The sequence below is a fragment of the Streptomyces sp. ISL-1 genome, assembly GCF_018614585.1.
GTDB classification, from domain to species: Bacteria; Actinomycetota; Actinomycetes; order Streptomycetales; family Streptomycetaceae; genus Streptomyces; species Streptomyces maoxianensis.
Genome location: NZ_JAGGOI010000075.1, coordinates 1 through 16,213 on the forward strand (window position 1 = coordinate 1; position 16,213 = coordinate 16,213).

Sequence of the window (16,213 nt, forward strand, 5' to 3'; positions counted from 1 at the left end):
GCGCCGGCCGGCAGGCCGGCGGGCCGGGCGGCCGCGCCCCCCGTCGTCGCGAGCGCGGCCAGCGTTCCGGCCGCCGCCAGCACGAACCCTCTTCTACCGATACGCCCCATATGTCACCCCGTCTGGACTCGGTGCCGGTCGCCGTTTCCGCACAGCATGCCCGCCCCTGACCGTCGCGCACAGATGCATCCGGAGTAACGTCGGGGGGTCGAGGCGGGCACCGGAACCAACGGGGGCGCCTGCCGCAGAGAACAGCGAAAGGCACGAGGTGACGGACTCAATGGCCGACATTGCACGCGTCGGGGTGGTGGGCTGCGGCCAGATGGGCGCAGGCATCGCGGAGGTGTGCGCCCGCAGCGGCCTCGAGGTGAAGGTCGCCGAGACCACGGGCGAGGCCCTGGAGATCGGTCGCACCCGGCTCTACAACTCCCTCTCGAAGGCCGCCGAACGCGGCAAGATCACCGAGGAGGAGCGCGACGCGACGCTGGAGCGGCTCAGCTTCACCACCGACCTCGGGGAGTTCGCCGACCGCGACCTCGTCATCGAGGCCGTCGTGGAGAACGAGCAGGTCAAGACCGAGATCTTCCAGGTGCTCGACCAGGTGGTGATCCGCGAGGACGCGATCCTCGCCTCCAACACCTCCTCCATCCCGCTGGTGAAGCTGGCCGTCGCGACCTCCCGGCCGGACCAGGTCATCGGCATCCACTTCTTCAACCCCGCCCCGGTGCAGAAGCTCGTCGAGCTGATCCCTGCGCTGACCACTTCCGAGGAGACGATCAAGCGCTCCGAGGCCGTGGTCCAAAACGTGCTGGACAAGCACCCGATCCGCGCCCAGGACCGCTCGGGCTTCGTGGTGAACGCCCTGCTCATCCCGTATCTGCTCTCCGCGATCCGGATGTTCGAGTCGGGCATCGCCAGCCGCGAGGACATCGACAACGGCATGGAGCTGGGCTGCGCCCACCCGATGGGTCCGCTGAAGCTCTCCGATCTGATCGGCCTCGACACCGTCGCCTCGGTCGCCGACTCGATGTACGAGGAGTTCAAGGAGCCGCTGTACGCCGCTCCCCCGCTGCTGCTGCGGATGGTGGACGCGGGCCGGCTCGGCCGCAAGACCGGCTCCGGGTTCTACCCGTACTCCTGATCCGGACGGATACTCCTGATCGGGACGGACGCGTGACGGTTTCGTACTACTGATTCACACGGAGTGTGCGGGGCGTGCCCGCATATGCCGTGCGCACACGCTCCCGCCCTCCGAACAGGGAGAGTTGACTCGGTTCCGCTCAGTCAAGGGTCCGCTGTCCAACTCTGTCGAAGAGGAGCCCATCCGTGACCACCGACCCTGATCATTTAGTGGTCGTCGAAGAGTTCGCCGAGTTACGCCGCAGTCTCGACGTCGGCCTTGCCCGGATCGACGGGCATCTGGCACTGCTCTCACAGCGCAACGACCAGATCGACCGGGAGTTCACCGATCTGGCCGCGCGCGTCGGGGCACTCGAGCACGCCAGGTGGCCACTGCCGGCCGTCGCCGCGCTCACTGCGCTGGGAGCACTGGCGGTCACCGTGTGGCAGGCCCTGGGCCGGTAGCCGCCGGGGGTCAGCCCAGCCGCAGATGGTGGAGCATCAGCAGCCCGGCCGCCATGTTGGCGGCCGGGACCTCACCGCGGGCGATCATGTCGGGCACCAGCTTGAGCGGTATCCACTCGCGGCGCGACGACTCGAAGTCGTCCTCGGGGTGCCCGATGTACGTGGCGTCCTCGGCCCAGTAGAGATGGTGGCGGGCGTCGGTCAGGCCGTTGGACGGCTCGACGGTCAGGAGGTGCTGGAGGGGGCCCGGGCGCCAGCCCGTCTCCTCCTCCATCTCCCGGGCCGCGGCGGCCTCGATGCCCTCGCCGTCCTCGACGACGCCCGCCGCGAGCTCCCAGCCCCAGCTGTTGGTGATGAAACGGTGCCGCCAGAGCATCAGCACCTCGTTCGCCCTGTTGACCGCTGTCGCCACGGCGACCGGGCGGAGCCGGATGAGGAAGTGGTCCAGGTGCCGGCCGTCGGGGAGCACGACGTCCGCGAGGTTGACGCTGAACCAGCGGTTTTCATAGACGGTCTGTTCGCTTAAGTTCGTCCACTGCACTTTTCTGCCACCTTCCGACAAGTAGATGGCAATATCGCAGCAGGAGCTCGGTCAGAGGGGAACGCGCAGTGCCCCGTCGATGAGTTCGGCCGCCTCATTGGCATTGCTGCAACCGCTCGCCACGAGATGCTCGCGCACCGCCCGCAGCCGGTCCCTGAGCCGCTGCGACTCCATCCCCCTCGCCCGCTCCACCATCTCCGCGGCCGTCTGCGCAGCCCGGTCCACCTCGCCCTGGCGCAGCTCGATCTGGCTGAGCATGGCGAGCCGGTGGACCCGGCCGCGGTCGTGCGCCGGAGTGTCGACGGCCGCCGCGGCGTGCTCGCGTGCCGCCGGCAGATCACCGAGGCTGAGCAGCGCCTCCGCGACCTGGACGTTCACCAGGCCCGGCTGGACATAGCCGGTCTCGTCCGGCTCGTGTCCGCGGCGGATCCGCTCCGCCTCCAATTCCGCTCGCCGGATGCACCGCAGAGCGCTGCTGCCGTCGCCGAGATGTGCGTACGCCTTCGCCTGCATCGCGTACAGATCGGCGGCCAGCGCCGGGGTGAGCTGCCGCCCGGCCGCCCGCAGCGCCGCCTCCGCGAAAGCCACCGCCTGCCGGTGTTCGGCCATGAACAACGACTGGTTGACCAGCAGCGCGATGACATACGCGCCAAGTCCACGGTCCCCACTGGCCTTTGCCAGCCGCAGCGCCTGATGGAAGTAGCGCTGGGCGAGGCCGTGCGCGTCGGAGTCGTACGCGCAGATGCCGGCGACCGCCACCAGACCCCCTGTCGCACGGTGCAGTTGGCGGCCCGTCGCGTCGCTGTACGCGCCGCGCAGCAGCGGCGCGGTCTCGGCGTTGAGGAAGCCGACGATCCGGGCGCGGGTGGCGATGCCGCCCGCCTTGCGGTACATCAGCTCGTAGTGCGCCCGGGCGGCGCGCAGCATTTTGATGTCGGCCATGCTGACGCGCGTCTGTCCGGAGCGGGAGACGTCGGAGTCCTCCGGAGGGTTCTCCCACTCCCATACAGGCATCACCGCGGGCGTGCCCGTGACCGCGGGCGCCTCGATGATGTGCGGCCTTTGCTGTTCGTCGGAGCGCCACAGCGCGGTGGCGCGCTCCACGAAACCGGAGAGCGGCGAACCCGGTGGCGTGACCGACTCGCCGGGCACGCCGAGGCCGATGTCGCCCAGCGTTATTGCCCGGTGCAGCCGGCCCGCGAGTACCTCGCAGATCAGGTCGGGCACCTGGCCGCGCGGGCGCTGGCCCTTCAACCACCGTGCCACGGCCGTGTGTTCGTACCGCAGTGACAGACCTCTGGCCCGGCCCGCCTGATTGACGCGGGCGGCGAGGCCCGCGTTGGAGATGCCTGCCTCGTCGAGCAGGGCGTCGAGCAGGGTATTGGGCTGCATATGGGCCCCTCCGTCGACTCGGTGCGCTCAGCGTAGTAGAGGGGGATTCGCACGGGGTGTGAATGGAGTGCCCCGATCTGTGCCTCGCGCGCTCTGCCGCCGTACCCTTCGCGCCGGTTGACTGAAATGCCTCTCATAGAGGCGGCCGGGCCGCCGGCTCCCCCTCGTACAGTGCGGCGGCCCTCGATCGCGTCGTCTGCCCTGCCTATCTGCCCGACACTCCGCGGCAGGGCGGGCGGCGCCGGCCGTACGGCAATCCCTTGGTTGCCGATCGCTGCACATGGCTGCAGATGACAGCTAGCGATTGGAGGGTTCCGGCCGGGTACGGCGCAGGACGGTGTCCCCGCACTGCGCCGGCACCCGCGAGCGGTCGTTGCGCAGCACCAGCAGCGCCACATCGTCGGCGAGCCGCCCACCGGTGTGCCGCAGCAACTGGGAGTGAACGGTGGTGATCACGGCGGCGGGCGAGACCGTTGAGCCGAGCGCCGCCTCGGCGAGCACGGCTTCCAGACCGAAGAACTTCCCCCGACGCGTCGTGGGCGTCCGCCGCTCCGTCCGTGTGCAGGAACAGTGCCTCGCCGGCCGGCAGTCGCGCACACCGGTGCACCGGCAGTTCGTCCGGCGGCGGGAACAGACCGAGCAGCGGCGGGAGCGGTTCGAGGCAGGCGAGCAACTCCGCCCCACGGGCCGAATGGAGCGACGCCCCACGTTCTCACCCGAACGAGTGGGCTGGAGGCACGCCGCGATGCGTGAGGGGCGCGCCCGGTGTCCGGGCGAGCCCCTCACAGGGGATACGGGAGCGGTCAGGCCCCGCGCAGTACCGCCCCAGTGCGCTCGGCTGCGAGCGCGACGGCGGCGTCGCGGGCGGCCGACGCCTCCTCGACGGTCAGCGTCCGGTCCGGGGCGCGGAACCGCAGGGCGTACGCCAGGGACTTCTTGCCCTCGCCGATCTGCGACCCGACGAACACATCGAACAGCCGGATGGATTCCAGCAGTTCACCCGCGCCTTCGGTCAGCGCCTTCTCGACCTCGACGGCCGGCGCGTCCTGGGACACGACCAGCGCGACGTCCTGGGTCGCCACCGGGAAGGTGGAGATCCGCGGGGCGCGGAGGTTGCCCTCACCGGCCCGTTCCAGAAGGTCGAGCTCGACCTCCATGGCGCAGGTGCGCTCCGGCAGTCCGAGCGCCTTGATCACGCGCGGGTGCAGTTCGCCGGCGTGGCCGACGAGGGTCTCCTCGCCGTTCACGGTGGCGTACAGCGCGGCGCAGCGGCCCGGGTGCCACGGGGCGTGCTGGTCGGCGCGGACGGTGAGTTCGACGCCGGCCTCGCGGGCGACCGTACGGGCGGACTCGACCGCGTCGGCCCACTCGGCCGGGCGACCCTTGTCCCACCAGCCGGCCTGCTCGCGCGCGCCGGCCAGAACGGTGGCGACGCGGCGCGGCTGGTGCGGCAGCGCCGAGTTCAGCGCGGCGATCTCCTCATCGGTGGGACGGCGGTCGACGGGCAGCGGGCCCGGGACCGTCTCCTCGCCGGTCGGCCGGAAGACCAGACCCGTCTCGAAGAGGGCCAGGTCGTGCGAGCCACGGCCGTCGTTGCGCCGCAGCGCGCCGAGCAGGCCCGGCAGCAGCGTGGTGCGCAGCGCCGGCTCCTCGTCGGAGAGCGGGTTGACCAGCTTGACGACGGTGCGTCGCGGGTCGCCCGCTTCCAGGCCGAGCTGGTCGAAGACGGCCTCGCCGACGAACGGGTAGTTCGGCGCCTCGACATACCCGGCACCGGCCAGCGCGCGGCCCACGCGGCGGTGCAGCCGCTGGCGGCCGGTCAGCCCGCGGCCGGCCGGCGGCCTGGGCAGTGTGGAGGGCACGTTCTCGTACCCCTCGAGCCGGATGACCTCTTCGGCGAGGTCGTTCGGCTCGGCGAGGTCGGGACGCCAGGACGGGACGGTGACGACCAGATCGTCCTGCCCGTACACGTCACAGCCGACCTCCTGCAGGCGGCGTACGACGGTTTCGCGGCCGTAGGCGAGGCCCGCGACACGGTCGGGATGGTCGGCGGGCATCGAGACCGTACGCGGCGCGGACGGCGCGACGACCTCGGTGACGCCGGCCTCCGCGGTGCCGCCCGCGAGCAGCACCAGCAGGTCGACGGTCCGCTGTGCGGCGGCGGAGGCAGCCTGCGGGTCGACGCCGCGCTCGAAGCGCTTGGACGCCTCGGAGGCCAGCTTGTGGCGGCGCGCGGTACGGGCGATGGATACGGCGTCGAAGTGTGCGGCCTCGATGACGACCCCGGTGGTGGCACCGGCTTCGTCGTCGTGGTCGGCGATCTCGGTGTTGGCGCCGCCCATGACGCCGGCGAGGCCGATCGGCCCGCGATTGTCGGTGATCACCAGGTCCTCGGCGTCCAGCACCCGCTGCACGCCGTCCAGGGTGGTGAGTTTCTCGCCGGGCTCGGCGCGGCGCACCCCGATCGGCCCGGCGAGACGGGTCCGGTCGTAGGCGTGCAGCGGCTGGCCGACCTCGAGCATCACGTAGTTGGTGACGTCGACGGCGAGCGAGATCGGGCGCATCCCGGCCTTCTGCAGCCGGCGCTGCAGCCAGATCGGGGAGCGGGCCTCGGGGTCCAGGCCGACGACCGTGCGCGCGGTGAAGTGGTCACAGCCGATCGGGTCGGAGACCTTGACAGGGTGGCCGAAGGAGTTCGGTGCGGGCACGTCCAGCAGCGCCGGGTCGCGCAGCGGCAGGCCGTAGGAGATGGCGGTCTCGCGGGCGACGCCGCGCATCGACAGGCAGTAGCCGCGGTCGGGCGTGACGGCGATGTCGAGGACCTCGTCGACGAGCTCGAGCAGCTCGATGGCGTCGGTGCCGACCTCGTGCTCGGGCGGCAGCACGATGATGCCTCCCCCAGACTCCGTCCGGGGGGACCCCCAGCCGTCGTCCCCCATGCCGAGCTCCTCGCCGGAGCAGATCATGCCGTGCGAGGTCCTGCCGTACGTCTTGCGCGCCGCGATCGCGAAGTCCCCGGGCAGCACGGCGCCCGGCAGGACCACAACGACCTTGTCGCCGACGGAGAAGTTGCGCGCGCCGCAGACGATCTCCTGCGGCTCGCCGGTGCCTCCCGCCATGCCGACGTCGACGGTGCAGAAGCGGATGGGCTTCTTGAACTCGGTCAGCTCCTCGATGGTCAGCACCTGGCCGACGACGAGGGGGCCCTTGAGGCCGGCGCCGAGCTGCTCGACCGTTTCGACCTCGAGACCTGCCGCGATGAGCTTGGTCTGTACGTCGCGGCCGGTCTCAGTGGCCGGCAGGTTGACGTACTCCCGCAGCCAGGAAAGCGGGACCCGCATCAGATCTCCATCCCGAACGGCCGGGTGAACCGGACGTCACCCTCGACCATGTCTCGCATGTCTTCGACGTTGTGGCGGAACATCAGCATCCGCTCGATGCCGAACCCGAAGGCGAATCCGCTGTACTTGTTGGGGTCGACGCCGCAGGCGACGAGCACCTTCGGGTTGACCATGCCGCAGCCGCCGAGTTCGATCCATCCCTCGCTGCCGCAAGTGCGGCAGGGCCGGTCCGGGTTCCCGACGGACTCGCCGCGGCACACGTAGCAGACCATGTCCATCTCGGCGGACGGCTCGGTGAAGGGGAAGAAGTTCGGCCGGAGCCGGGTCTTCATCCCTTCGCCGCCGAAGAGCGCCCGGACCATGTGGTCGAGGGTGCCCTTGAGGTCGGCCATGGTCAGGCCCTCGTCCACCGCGAGCAGCTCGACCTGGTGGAAGACCGGGGTGTGGGTGGCGTCCAGATCGTCGGTGCGGTAGACGCGGCCGGGGCAGATGACGTACACCGGCGGCTCGCGGTCGAGCAGCGAGCGGATCTGCACGGGCGAGGTGTGCGTGCGCAGTACGACGCCGGAACCTCCCCCAGAGCCTTCGGCCCGGGTGGTGCCCTCACCGCCGTCGCGGCCCTCGACGAAGAAGGTGTCGTGCTCGCCGCGGGCAGGGTGGTCCGCGGCGATGTTCAGCGCGTCGAAGTTCAGCCACTCCGTCTCGACCTCGGGGCCTTCGGCCACCTCATAGCCCATGGCCGTGAAGATGTCCTCGATGCGCTCGGAGAGCGTGATCAGTGGGTGGCGGGCGCCGGCCGGAACACGGTCGTAGGGCAGCGTGACGTCCACTGCCTCCTCGACCAGCACGCGGGTGTCGCGCTCGGCCTCCAGCTCGGCCTGGCGGGCGGCGAGCGCCTTGCTCACGACGCCGCGGGCCTGGCCCACGCGCTTACCGGCCTCGGCCTTGGCCTGCGGCGGCAGTGCGCCGATCTCCCGGTTGGCGAGGGCGAGCGGCGAACCGCCGCCGGTGTGCGCGACCTTCGCGTGGGCGAGCTCGTCGAGGTCGCCGGCGGCGGCGAAGGCGGCGAGCGCCTCGTCCCGCATGCGCTCGATCTCTTCCGGCTTCAGTGCCTCGACCTCAACAGGGTCGTACGACTTATTGGGTGCGGACATCTCTTCCCGTACTTCCGATGGGCTGGCTGGGGCCCCCGCTCGTCGACCGAGGACGCAAAGGTGCCAAAGGTCGAGTCTAACGGGGTGTGGAGAGGCGAATGAGCCCGCGGGCCGCTCAGCCGAGATAGGCCGGGGCACTCACGGGCAGAATAAATCGGAACTCGGCGCCGCCGCCGGGTCCGCGGCCGACGGTGATCGTCCCGCCGTGCGCCTCGACGATGCCCTTGACGATGTAGAGGCCAAGGCCCGTGCCGCCTCGCTTGCTCCCCCGCCAGAAGCGGGTGAAGACACGGCCCATCGACGCCTCGGGAATGCCGGGGCCTTCGTCGCTCACGGTGACCGCCGTACCCTTCTCGTCGTCCTTCGCCAATGCCGGCGCCACGTCGATGGTGACGGTTCCCGCGCCGTGGCGCACCGCATTTTCCAGCAGGTTGCCGAGCACCTGGTCAATCTTGTCCGGGTCGGCCCACAGGTCGGGCAGCGGGCGCTGGATACGTACGAAGAAGCGGTCGGGAGACTGGCCGCTGGCTATGTGCGCCTGGATGTGGCGCCCGACGGCGGCCGCGATGTCCACGGGCTGGCGGCGCACTTCGAGCCGCCCGGAGTCGATACGGGAGATGTCGAGCAGCTCGGCGATGAGCCGGGTGACGCGGTTGGCGTCGGCGTCGACCGTCTCCAGCATCAGCCGCTTCTGGTCGTCGGTGAACCGCTCCCACTTGGCGAGCAGCGTCGCCGTGAAGCCCTTCACGGAGGTGAGCGGGGACCGCAGTTCATGGGCGACGGTCGCTATCAGCTCGGCATGACTGCGTTCGGTGCGGCGCCGTGCCTCGGTGCCGCGCAGGCTGACGACGAGGCGGCGTACCGGCCCGGTGGGGTATTCGCGCACATAGCGGGCGGCGACGAGAACCTCACGGCCGCCGGGCAGCAGCAGATTGCGCTCCGGCTGCCCGACGCGGGTGGCCAGTCCGCCGTACGGGTCGGTCAGCGTCCACCAGCGGCAGCCCTTGAGATCCTCCAGCGGCAGTGCGCGCTCCAGCGGCAGGCCGAGCGCATCGCCGCTGGACATGGCGGTGATCCGTACGGCCGCGGCGTTGAAGCAGATCACGCGGCCGGTCTCGTCGGCGACGACAAGTCCGTCGGGAAGGTCGTCGGGGTCGATCCCGAACGCGTCGAGACCGCCGGACTGGCACAGCAACGCCCCGTGTGTCTCCGCGAGCCTGCTCGTACCGACAGCCATCCCCGTACCCCACCTCTCCGCCGCCGCAGTGGGCCCCCGAGCCCGTCACACTACTAGCTGGAAGTGACGGAGCGGACCCCCTGAGCGAGTACTCCCACTCAGTGAGTACCCACCGCGCGCTGGGCACGCGCCGAGGCATAGAGGCATACGGCCGCGGCGGTCGCGAGGTTCAGACTCTCGGCTTTTCCGTGGATCGGTACGCGCACTACGGCGTCCGCGAGCGCACGGGTCTCCTCCGGCAGCCCCCAGGCCTCATTGCCGAAGATCCATGCGGTGGGTCCGCCCATGGTGCCGGCGTCCAGCTCGTCGTCCAGGTCGTCGCCGGCGCCGTCGGCGGCCAGTACGCGCACTCCGGCGGCGCGCAGCCCCTGCACCGCCTGCTCGACGGGGACACCGACGGCGACGGGCAGATGAAAGTGCGAACCGACAGACGCGCGCACCGACTTGGGGTTGTACAGGTCGACGGACGCATCGGTGAGGACGACGGCGTCCGCGCCCGCGGCGTCGGCGCAGCGCAGCACCGTCCCCGCGTTCCCGGGGTCGCGTACATGCGCGAGTACGGCGACGAGCTTCGGCCGGGCCGCCAGGATCTCCTCGAACGGCGAGTCGAGGAACCGGCAGACGCCGACCAGGCCCTGCGGGGTGACGGTCTGGGACACCTCGGCGAGCACCGCGTCGGAGGCGTGGTGCACCCGGACCCCGGCGGCATGGGCGGCGTCGACGATGTCCGCGTACCGCTCGGCGGCCTCGACCGTGGTGAAGAGCTCGACCAGAGTGGGCTCGCCGCCGGGGCCGCGGTGGGCGACCGCTTCACGTACGGCCTGCGGCCCCTCGGCGATGAACAGGCGCTCCTTGCCCCGGAAGGCGCGCTTGGCAAGCCGCCGGGCGGCGGTGACGCGCGGGGAACGCGGGGAGATCAGCTCGGGGGCCATGTGCCTGCGGCTCTCTGATTCGGGTCCGGGCGGGGTGGTCCGGGGGCCGGGGGGCCGAGGGCGCCCCCGGATACAGCCGGATACGGCGCAGAACGCACCGGACCCGCAGGCCGACGGCCTGCGGGTCCGGAAGCGGTCCGGCTGGACGCGGCCGTCAGGCCGCGGACGCGGCCTTCGGGGCGTTGACGTCGCTCGGAAGCGCCTTCTGGGCAACCTCGACGAGCGCGGCGAACGCGCCGGCGTCGTTGACCGCGAGCTCGGCCAGGATCTTGCGGTCCACCTCGATGTTGGCGGCCTTCAGACCCTGGATGAGGCGGTTGTACGTCATGCCGTTCTGGCGGGCAGCGGCGTTGATGCGCTGGATCCACAGCTGACGGAAGTCGCCCTTGCGCTTCTTGCGGTCGTTGTAGTTGTAGACCAGGGAGTGGGTGACCTGCTCCTTGGCCTTGCGGTACAGGCGCGAACGCTGACCGCGGTAGCCGCTGGCCGCCTCGAGAATCGCCCGGCGCTTCTTGTGTGCGTTGACTGCCCGCTTGACGCGTGCCACTTGTTAACTCCTTGTAGCGGGGCTGGGGTTGAGAGTTCGACTCACCCCGGCCCGGAAACGAATTGGTCCCGGTCTCGGCGCGTGCCCCCGGTCACCGGGGACACATACGTCACTTGCCGAGAAGCTTCTTGATGGTCTTCGCGTCACCCGGGGCCATCTCGGCGTTGCCGGTGAGGCGACGCGTCAGCTTGGACGACTTGTGCTCCAGCAGGTGGCGCTTGCCGGCGCGCTCACGGAGCACCTTGCCGGTGCCGGTGATCTTGAAGCGCTTCTTGGCACCGCTGTGCGTCTTGTTCTTCGGCATAGCGCCGTTATCTCCTCGTCAGTGGCGCTCCCCCGGTGCGGACACCGGACAGCGGGAGCGTCAGATCTTGGTTTGTGGGATCCGGGCGGGATCTGGGGCTGCCTGGCTGGCAGCCCCGCCAGATCACGCCTCGGAGGGCGTCTCGGAAGGGGCCTCGACCGGGGCCTGGGCGGCCTCGTCCGTCGACTCCTCGTGCGCGTAGCCCTGACGCTCCGCCTTGCGGGCGGCCTGGGCCTCACGCGCCTCGGCCATGGCCTCGGTCTTCTTCTTGTGCGGGCCAAGAACCATGATCATGTTCCGGCCGTCCTGCTTCGGGTTCGACTCGATGAATCCGAGGTCCTCGACGTCGGACGCGAGTCGCTGCAGCAGGCGGAAGCCAAGCTCGGGGCGGGACTGCTCACGACCACGGAACATGATCGTGATCTTGACCTTGTCACCCTGCTTGAGGAACCGGACGACGTGACCCTTTTTGGTGTCGTAGTCGTGCGGGTCGATCTTCGGCCGGAGCTTCATCTCCTTGATGACCGTGTGCGCCTGGTTCTTGCGCGCCTCACGTGCCTTCATGGCCGACTCGTACTTGAACTTCCCGTAGTCCATGAGCTTGCACACAGGCGGACGGGCGGTCGCCGCGACCTCGACCAGGTCGAGGTCGTACTCCTGCGCAAGCTCGAGGGCCTTGGCAAGCGGAACAATCCCGACCTGCTCGCCGCTGGGACCGACAAGTCGCACTTCGGGAACGCGAATCCGGTCGTTGATGCGGGGCTCGGCGCTGATGGATCCTCCTAAGTAGCACCACACGGATGTCTGGCAGGCAGCCGTGTAACGTCTGTTTCCTAAGACCAACCGTGCCGGAATGACAAAAATGCCCCGGACGGGACACAGGCGGGAGCTCCTGGAATACCGGAACACCGCCGCGTGCTACCGCGGGGCTTATCGGGCGGCTCCATCGTCCGTACGGAACGATGGGCGCCACCTGACCGGTGACCCGCCGTCCCGGAGGACAGCCAGGTGGGAGATCGGAGCCTCCACTTGTGGGCCGGGCACACAGGTGTCCGGCCGGTCGTTACACAAGGTTAGCAGCTCTGGCCGGAAGCGGCTAACCGGTGGCCGGGGCGGGGTCGCCCGCGGCTGGGCATATCGTGTGCGTCATGAGTGACGCGCCCACCCCCAATGAGTCCCCCGGCTACGACGACATGACCCGCGACATCGCGGAGGTCCCCGCCGTCGAGGTGATCGTCACGGTCGCGGTGAATCTGATGAGCGCCGCCGCCGTGAAACTCGGTCTGACCGAGGACGGCGCGGAGCACAAGGACCTGGACGAGGCGCGGAAACTGGTGCACGCGCTGGCAGGTCTGATGGACGCGAGCGCGACCGAGATCAGCTCCTTCCATGCGGCTCCGCTGCGCGACGGGCTGAAGTCCCTGCAGCTGGCGTTCCGCGAGGCGTCGCTGGTCCCGGACGAGCCGGGCCAGGGACCGGGCGAGAAGTACACGGGCCCGGTGTACGGCTGACCCGAATCCCTCCCTAACCGCGTACGAAGAGGGGCTCGCCCGGCGGGGTGGCCTCGGCCGGGAGCAGTGCCAGGTCGAGGCCCCGCACCAGGCGGGCCCTCAGTACGTCGTCGGCCGCCAGCGTCTCGGCAAGACGGCGGGCCGCCTGGGCCGGGACCGCGTCCGCGGCGAGGACCAGGGCGAGGACCCCGTCCGCGCGGCCCGGGCCGAGGTGGGCGCGGAGCACCGCGGGCTCGGCGGCGACCGCGTCCCGTACCGCCGTGGTGACCGCGGGGTCGTCGAGCGGGTCGGCACTGGTGCGGCCTTCGGAGAGAGCGAGCAGCGCGCTGCCGGTCAACTGGAATTGAACGGGGCCGGCGACGTCGAGCAGCAGCGTGTCGGCCTTCTCATGGGCGACTGCCTGCAATGCCTGGTGCAGCGGTACGGCGACGGGGCGCGCATGGGGGTCCCAGCGGGCCAGCGAATCGATCGAGGTGAACGCGGGCAGCGCACGGCGGTCGCCCGCCGTCAGCGTGGGGACCGCCATGTCGCTGGTCTTCTCGTGGCGCAGGCCGTTCTCGTCCACGTCGACCTCGCCGAGGAGGGCGACGACCGGGATCAGCAGCCGGGCGTCCTTGAGGGCTTCGAGCACCGGCTGCTGGGCCGAGCGGTCCGCGGACCAGGCCGCGAGGGCCGCCGCCAGCCGGGGATCGGCGGTGCCGTCGTCGTCGGAGAATCCGGGGTCTGGGATGTTCTTGAGCGCCACGCGACGAGCCTAACCTCCCTGCTATGAGTGCCAGTGTTTCGGTCGCCGTGCCGGGCCGGTCGTACGGCGAGCAGCGGTCGTATCCCTCGGCGAGCGTCGTGAAGGTCTCGATCCTGGCCGCGCTGTTGCTGGAGGGGCGTCCGCTGACCGTGCGGGAGCGGGAGCTGGCGCGGGCCATGATCGTGCGGAGCGACAACGACGCGGCGACGGCGCTGTGGGAGACGATCGGCGGCGCGCCGGGGCTGGACGCGGCGCATACGCGGCTCGGGCTCACGCAGACGCGGGCACAGACGGCTTGGGGCCTGACGCGGACCACCGCGGCGGATCAACTCGCGCTGATGCGGGCCGTGTTCGAGGGGCCGTACGCGTATCTCCGGGCCCTCATGGGCCAGGTGGGCGAGGGGCAGGACTGGGGGGTGTCGGCCGCGGGCGGCGCCTGGGCGCTCAAGAACGGCTGGATGCCGATGCGGGATACCGGGCTGTGGGTCGTGCACTCCGTGGGGTGGGCCGACGGCCGGCTCGTCGCGGTGCTCTCCGACGGGCATGAGACGAAGGAGGCGGGCATCGCGTGCGTCGAGGCGGCGGTGCGGGAGGCGGTAGGGCGCGTCTGATCCGGCCGGCTGGGGCGCCGCCGGCCCGGCCCGGGGCAGGCGCCACCCGCGTGCCTCCGGCTTGCCCGCGTCAGGCGCCGCCGGCTCGGCCCGGTCAGACGCCGCCCGCGTGGGTCGGCCAGGCGCATCTGACCCGGCCCGGCCCGGCCCGGTCAGGTGCCTCCGGCTTGCCCGGGTCAGGCGCCGCCGGCGTGCCTCCGGCTTGACGCGGCCAGGCCCCGCTCGCTCGGCCCGGTCAGGCGCGTCCGGCCCGGCCGCCGCGCCAGAGGACGACGGCGCACGCCAGCACGAGCGCGCCGATGCCGCCCGCGAGCGGGGCGAGCCAGCCGGCGGGCTCCGAGTCCTTCTTCACGGCCGCGGGGCCGGGGCCGAAATACTGCTTGTCGTAGCCCGCGGAGGCGGCCTTCAAGTCGGCGGGGCGCAACTTCGCGCCCGCCTTGATCGCGGCGGCCGGGTCGACGGTGCCGTATCCCTTGGCGTCGTCGCGACCGCCCTTGGGGCCGTTGCGGGCGGAGTCCGCGAGGAGCTTCTTGATCTGGGCAGGGGCCAGGCCCGGGTGGGCGGAGCGGACCAGGGCGACCGCGCCGGAGACGAAGGCGGCGGCCGCGCTGGTGCCCCAGCCCTGGTAGTACTTCTGGTCGGGGTCGGCCATGACGATGTCGACGCCGGGGGCGCTGACGGTGGCGTACCAGCGGCGGGTGGAGAAGGCCGCGTGGGTGCCGAAGCGGTCGACGGCGGTCACGGCGATCACGCCGGGGTAGGCGGCGGGGTACGAGATGTGGTCGCCCTTCTCGCCTCCGTTGCCGGCGGACGCGACGACGACGGAGCCCTTGGCGAGTGCGTACTGCACGGCGGCGTCCTCGGCGGCCTCGGGGTGCGCGGACTCGCTGTCGTCGCCGAGGGAGAGGTTGATGACGTCGGCGCCATGGTCGGCGGCCCAGCGGATGCCCTGGGCGAGGGCGTTGCCGCGGGAGTTGCGGGCCTTGTCGCGGGCCTTGTCGGTGCCTTCGAGGATGACCCGGACAGGGAGAATCTTCGCCTCGGGCGCGATGCCCATCACGCCGTCCTCGCTGCCGGAGCCGTGGCCGTGGGCGGCGATGATGCCGGCCATGGCGGTGCCGTGGCGGGCCCAGGCGCGTTCGCCGCGCTGGGCGCCGAAGCCGATGAGGTCTTTGCCGGGCAGGACCGAGCCCGCCAGGTCGGGGTGGCGGTCGTCGACGCCCGTGTCGAGGACCGCGACGGTGATGCCCTCGCCCTTGGTGGTGCGCCAGGCCTGGTCGGTGTTCATGGAGCTGAGCGCCCACTGCTGGGTCCGGATGCCGTCCGCCTGCGCGGGCGTCGCCGGCAGGAGCGCGAGGGCGACGGCCGCGAGGGCAGCGGCGATGCGGTGGCGGCTCGGGACGGGGCGGCGGGTCATTCGGGCTTCTCCGTGGCCGTGGTGACGGTCTTGCGCAGTGCGCCCTGGATTCGGTCCGCGATGCCCTTGGCATCATGGCCGAGGCCGGCCTGGGCGGGCGCGGACGTCGCACCCTTGGCCTTGGCCTCGTCGGCGGGCTGCGGGTCGGTGACGGTGCGGCCGTCGGCGAAGCCGGACACGGCATAAATGACGACGGGCGCCTCGGTCAGCACGTTCACGGTCCAGCTGGCGCGCTGCCGTGCGCCGAAACCGGCGGCGACGGTGCCCTTGGCCGGGAGGGTGCGGGGCATCAGATCTGGGCGCTCGTCGAGGCCTTCGGCGGTGAAGCGGGAGGCCAGCGTGTGCATGGCGGCGGCGTCGGCCTCGGTGAAGATCATCCCGACGGTGGTGACGCTGCTGGCCGTCGCGTCGGTGTAGGTGGCGCGCAGTACGCGGGTGCAGCCGACCGGCTGCAACGTCGTGACCAGCAGCGGGTCGAGGGCGATCGCGCAGTCGCCGTCGGGCGCGACGGCGATCCGGGTCCAGACCCGGTCCGCGGCGCCGGGGCCCGCGCCCCTGCCTTTCAGAGTGCGGGGGAACAGGGTGTCGACGGGGGCGCTGTGCCAGAGAGTGCGGGTCGCGGTGTACCCGGTACGGGCGGTGGCGTCGGCGCTGGAGTCGCCGGTCAGCCAGCTGCCGGTGGCAGCACCGCCGATCAGGCCGAGCCCGAGGGCGACGCAGGCGACCGCGCCGAGGGTGCGCGCGGGGTGCCGGGTCCGTACGGGACGGAGCCGGGTGGTCATCTCGGCCGGGCTCTCCGGCGGCGCCCAGGACCAGCCTCCGGAGCCGTGGTGCGCGGGTCGCGCGCCGGGCCGCGGCGTGAGGTCGACGGCCCCGACGGGCCTGCGTCGCGTAGGC

Annotated in this window: 17 protein-coding genes; 4 read left to right on the forward strand and 13 right to left on the reverse strand. The window is 71.4% G+C overall.

The genetic code is table 11. The annotated features are described in order from the left end of the window. Window positions 1–280: 280 nt before the first annotated feature. The gene (locus tag J7E87_RS34205; protein ID WP_215098556.1) at window positions 281–1,141 is read left to right on the forward strand and encodes a 3-hydroxybutyryl-CoA dehydrogenase; all 861 of its coding nucleotides are present in this window, start codon (window positions 281–283) and stop codon (window positions 1,139–1,141) included. A gap of 185 nt (window positions 1,142–1,326) precedes the next feature. Then, on the forward strand, window positions 1,327–1,584 hold the full coding sequence (locus J7E87_RS34210) for a hypothetical protein (RefSeq protein WP_215098557.1): 258 nt from the start codon (window positions 1,327–1,329) through the stop codon (window positions 1,582–1,584). 10 nt (window positions 1,585–1,594) lie between these two features. Here the strand turns inward: J7E87_RS34210 and J7E87_RS34215 are convergent, their stop codons facing one another. The 10 genes from J7E87_RS34215 to infC form a co-directional block, all read right to left on the reverse strand. Continuing rightward, window positions 1,595–2,125: an NUDIX hydrolase gene (locus tag J7E87_RS34215; protein WP_215098558.1), complete on the reverse strand. Its 531-nt coding sequence runs from the start codon at window positions 2,123–2,125 to the stop codon at window positions 1,595–1,597. Between the two features lie 51 nt (window positions 2,126–2,176). After that, entirely contained in the window at window positions 2,177–3,517 is a 1,341-nt protein-coding gene (locus J7E87_RS34220; protein WP_215098559.1) for a transcriptional regulator, read from the reverse strand. A gap of 297 nt (window positions 3,518–3,814) precedes the next feature. Further along, window positions 3,815–4,114, reverse strand: a complete 300-nt coding sequence (locus J7E87_RS34225; RefSeq protein ID WP_308313201.1) for a SpoIIE family protein phosphatase — start codon at window positions 4,112–4,114, stop codon at window positions 3,815–3,817. A gap of 206 nt (window positions 4,115–4,320) precedes the next feature. Then, window positions 4,321–6,858 carry a phenylalanine--tRNA ligase subunit beta gene (gene pheT, locus J7E87_RS34230; RefSeq protein ID WP_215098560.1) on the reverse strand — a complete coding sequence of 846 codons (2,538 nt, stop codon included), beginning with the start codon at window positions 6,856–6,858 and terminating at the stop codon, window positions 4,321–4,323. After that, window positions 6,858–8,012, reverse strand: coding sequence for a phenylalanine--tRNA ligase subunit alpha (gene pheS / locus J7E87_RS34235; protein ID WP_215098561.1), 1,155 nt, complete (start codon window positions 8,010–8,012; stop codon window positions 6,858–6,860). The genes pheT and pheS overlap by 1 nt, the downstream gene beginning before the upstream one ends. Window positions 8,013–8,127: 115 nt before the next feature. After that, window positions 8,128–9,249 (reverse strand): ATP-binding protein, encoded by a 1,122-nt coding sequence (locus J7E87_RS34240; RefSeq protein ID WP_215098562.1) that lies wholly within the window; start codon window positions 9,247–9,249, stop codon window positions 8,128–8,130. Between the two features lie 98 nt (window positions 9,250–9,347). Further along, a complete protein-coding gene (locus tag J7E87_RS34245; protein WP_215098563.1) occupies window positions 9,348–10,181 on the reverse strand; it encodes an RNA methyltransferase in 834 nt (277 codons plus the stop codon). A gap of 154 nt (window positions 10,182–10,335) precedes the next feature. Beyond that, window positions 10,336–10,728, reverse strand: a complete 393-nt coding sequence (gene rplT / locus J7E87_RS34250) for a 50S ribosomal protein L20 (protein ID WP_215098564.1) — start codon at window positions 10,726–10,728, stop codon at window positions 10,336–10,338. Between the two features lie 109 nt (window positions 10,729–10,837). Next, on the reverse strand, window positions 10,838–11,032 hold the full coding sequence (gene rpmI, locus J7E87_RS34255; RefSeq protein ID WP_215098565.1) for a 50S ribosomal protein L35: 195 nt from the start codon (window positions 11,030–11,032) through the stop codon (window positions 10,838–10,840). A 123-nt stretch (window positions 11,033–11,155) separates the two neighbouring features. After that, window positions 11,156–11,830 (reverse strand): translation initiation factor IF-3, encoded by a 675-nt coding sequence (infC, locus tag J7E87_RS34260; protein WP_215098566.1) that lies wholly within the window; start codon window positions 11,828–11,830, stop codon window positions 11,156–11,158. Window positions 11,831–12,180: 350 nt separating this feature from the next. Here infC and J7E87_RS34265 point away from each other — a divergent pair, with 350 nt between their 5' ends. Beyond that, on the forward strand, window positions 12,181–12,543 hold the full coding sequence (locus tag J7E87_RS34265) for a DUF1844 domain-containing protein (RefSeq protein ID WP_215098567.1): 363 nt from the start codon (window positions 12,181–12,183) through the stop codon (window positions 12,541–12,543). A gap of 13 nt (window positions 12,544–12,556) precedes the next feature. Here J7E87_RS34265 and J7E87_RS34270 read toward each other — a convergent pair whose 3' ends face one another. Beyond that, window positions 12,557–13,288, reverse strand: coding sequence for an SseB family protein (locus J7E87_RS34270; protein ID WP_215098568.1), 732 nt, complete (start codon window positions 13,286–13,288; stop codon window positions 12,557–12,559). A gap of 23 nt (window positions 13,289–13,311) precedes the next feature. Here J7E87_RS34270 and J7E87_RS34275 point away from each other — a divergent pair, with 23 nt between their 5' ends. Beyond that, on the forward strand, window positions 13,312–13,899 hold the full coding sequence (locus J7E87_RS34275) for a serine hydrolase (RefSeq protein ID WP_215098569.1): 588 nt from the start codon (window positions 13,312–13,314) through the stop codon (window positions 13,897–13,899). A 235-nt stretch (window positions 13,900–14,134) separates the two neighbouring features. Here J7E87_RS34275 and mycP read toward each other — a convergent pair whose 3' ends face one another. Together mycP and J7E87_RS34285 are read right to left on the reverse strand one after the other, a co-directional pair. Then, window positions 14,135–15,316, reverse strand: a complete 1,182-nt coding sequence (gene mycP, locus J7E87_RS34280; protein ID WP_215098570.1) for a type VII secretion-associated serine protease mycosin — start codon at window positions 15,314–15,316, stop codon at window positions 14,135–14,137. Beyond that, window positions 15,313–16,213 (reverse strand): hypothetical protein (locus tag J7E87_RS34285; protein WP_374195259.1); only part of this gene is annotated, 901 nt, incomplete at its 5' end. The genes J7E87_RS34285 and mycP, both read right to left, overlap by 4 nt.

Excerpts from the sequence above, each read along its gene's own strand:
- J7E87_RS34220 (WP_215098559.1), bottom strand. The coding sequence starts at position 3,517 with ATGCAGCCCAATACCCTGCTCGACGCCCTGCTCGACGAGGCAGGCATC.
- J7E87_RS34275 (WP_215098569.1), top strand. The coding sequence starts at position 13,312 with ATGAGTGCCAGTGTTTCGGTCGCCGTGCCGGGCCGGTCGTACGGCGAG.
- J7E87_RS34205 (WP_215098556.1), top strand. The coding sequence starts at position 281 with ATGGCCGACATTGCACGCGTCGGGGTGGTGGGCTGCGGCCAGATGGGC.
- pheT (WP_215098560.1), bottom strand. The coding sequence starts at position 6,858 with ATGCGGGTCCCGCTTTCCTGGCTGCGGGAGTACGTCAACCTGCCGGCC.
- J7E87_RS34265 (WP_215098567.1), top strand. The coding sequence starts at position 12,181 with ATGAGTGACGCGCCCACCCCCAATGAGTCCCCCGGCTACGACGACATG.
- J7E87_RS34240 (WP_215098562.1), bottom strand. The coding sequence starts at position 9,249 with ATGGCTGTCGGTACGAGCAGGCTCGCGGAGACACACGGGGCGTTGCTG.
- pheS (WP_215098561.1), bottom strand. The coding sequence starts at position 8,012 with ATGTCCGCACCCAATAAGTCGTACGACCCTGTTGAGGTCGAGGCACTG.
- mycP (WP_215098570.1), bottom strand. The coding sequence starts at position 15,316 with ATGACCCGCCGCCCCGTCCCGAGCCGCCACCGCATCGCCGCTGCCCTC.
- rpmI (WP_215098565.1), bottom strand. The coding sequence starts at position 11,032 with ATGCCGAAGAACAAGACGCACAGCGGTGCCAAGAAGCGCTTCAAGATC.
- J7E87_RS34245 (WP_215098563.1), bottom strand. The coding sequence starts at position 10,181 with ATGGCCCCCGAGCTGATCTCCCCGCGTTCCCCGCGCGTCACCGCCGCC.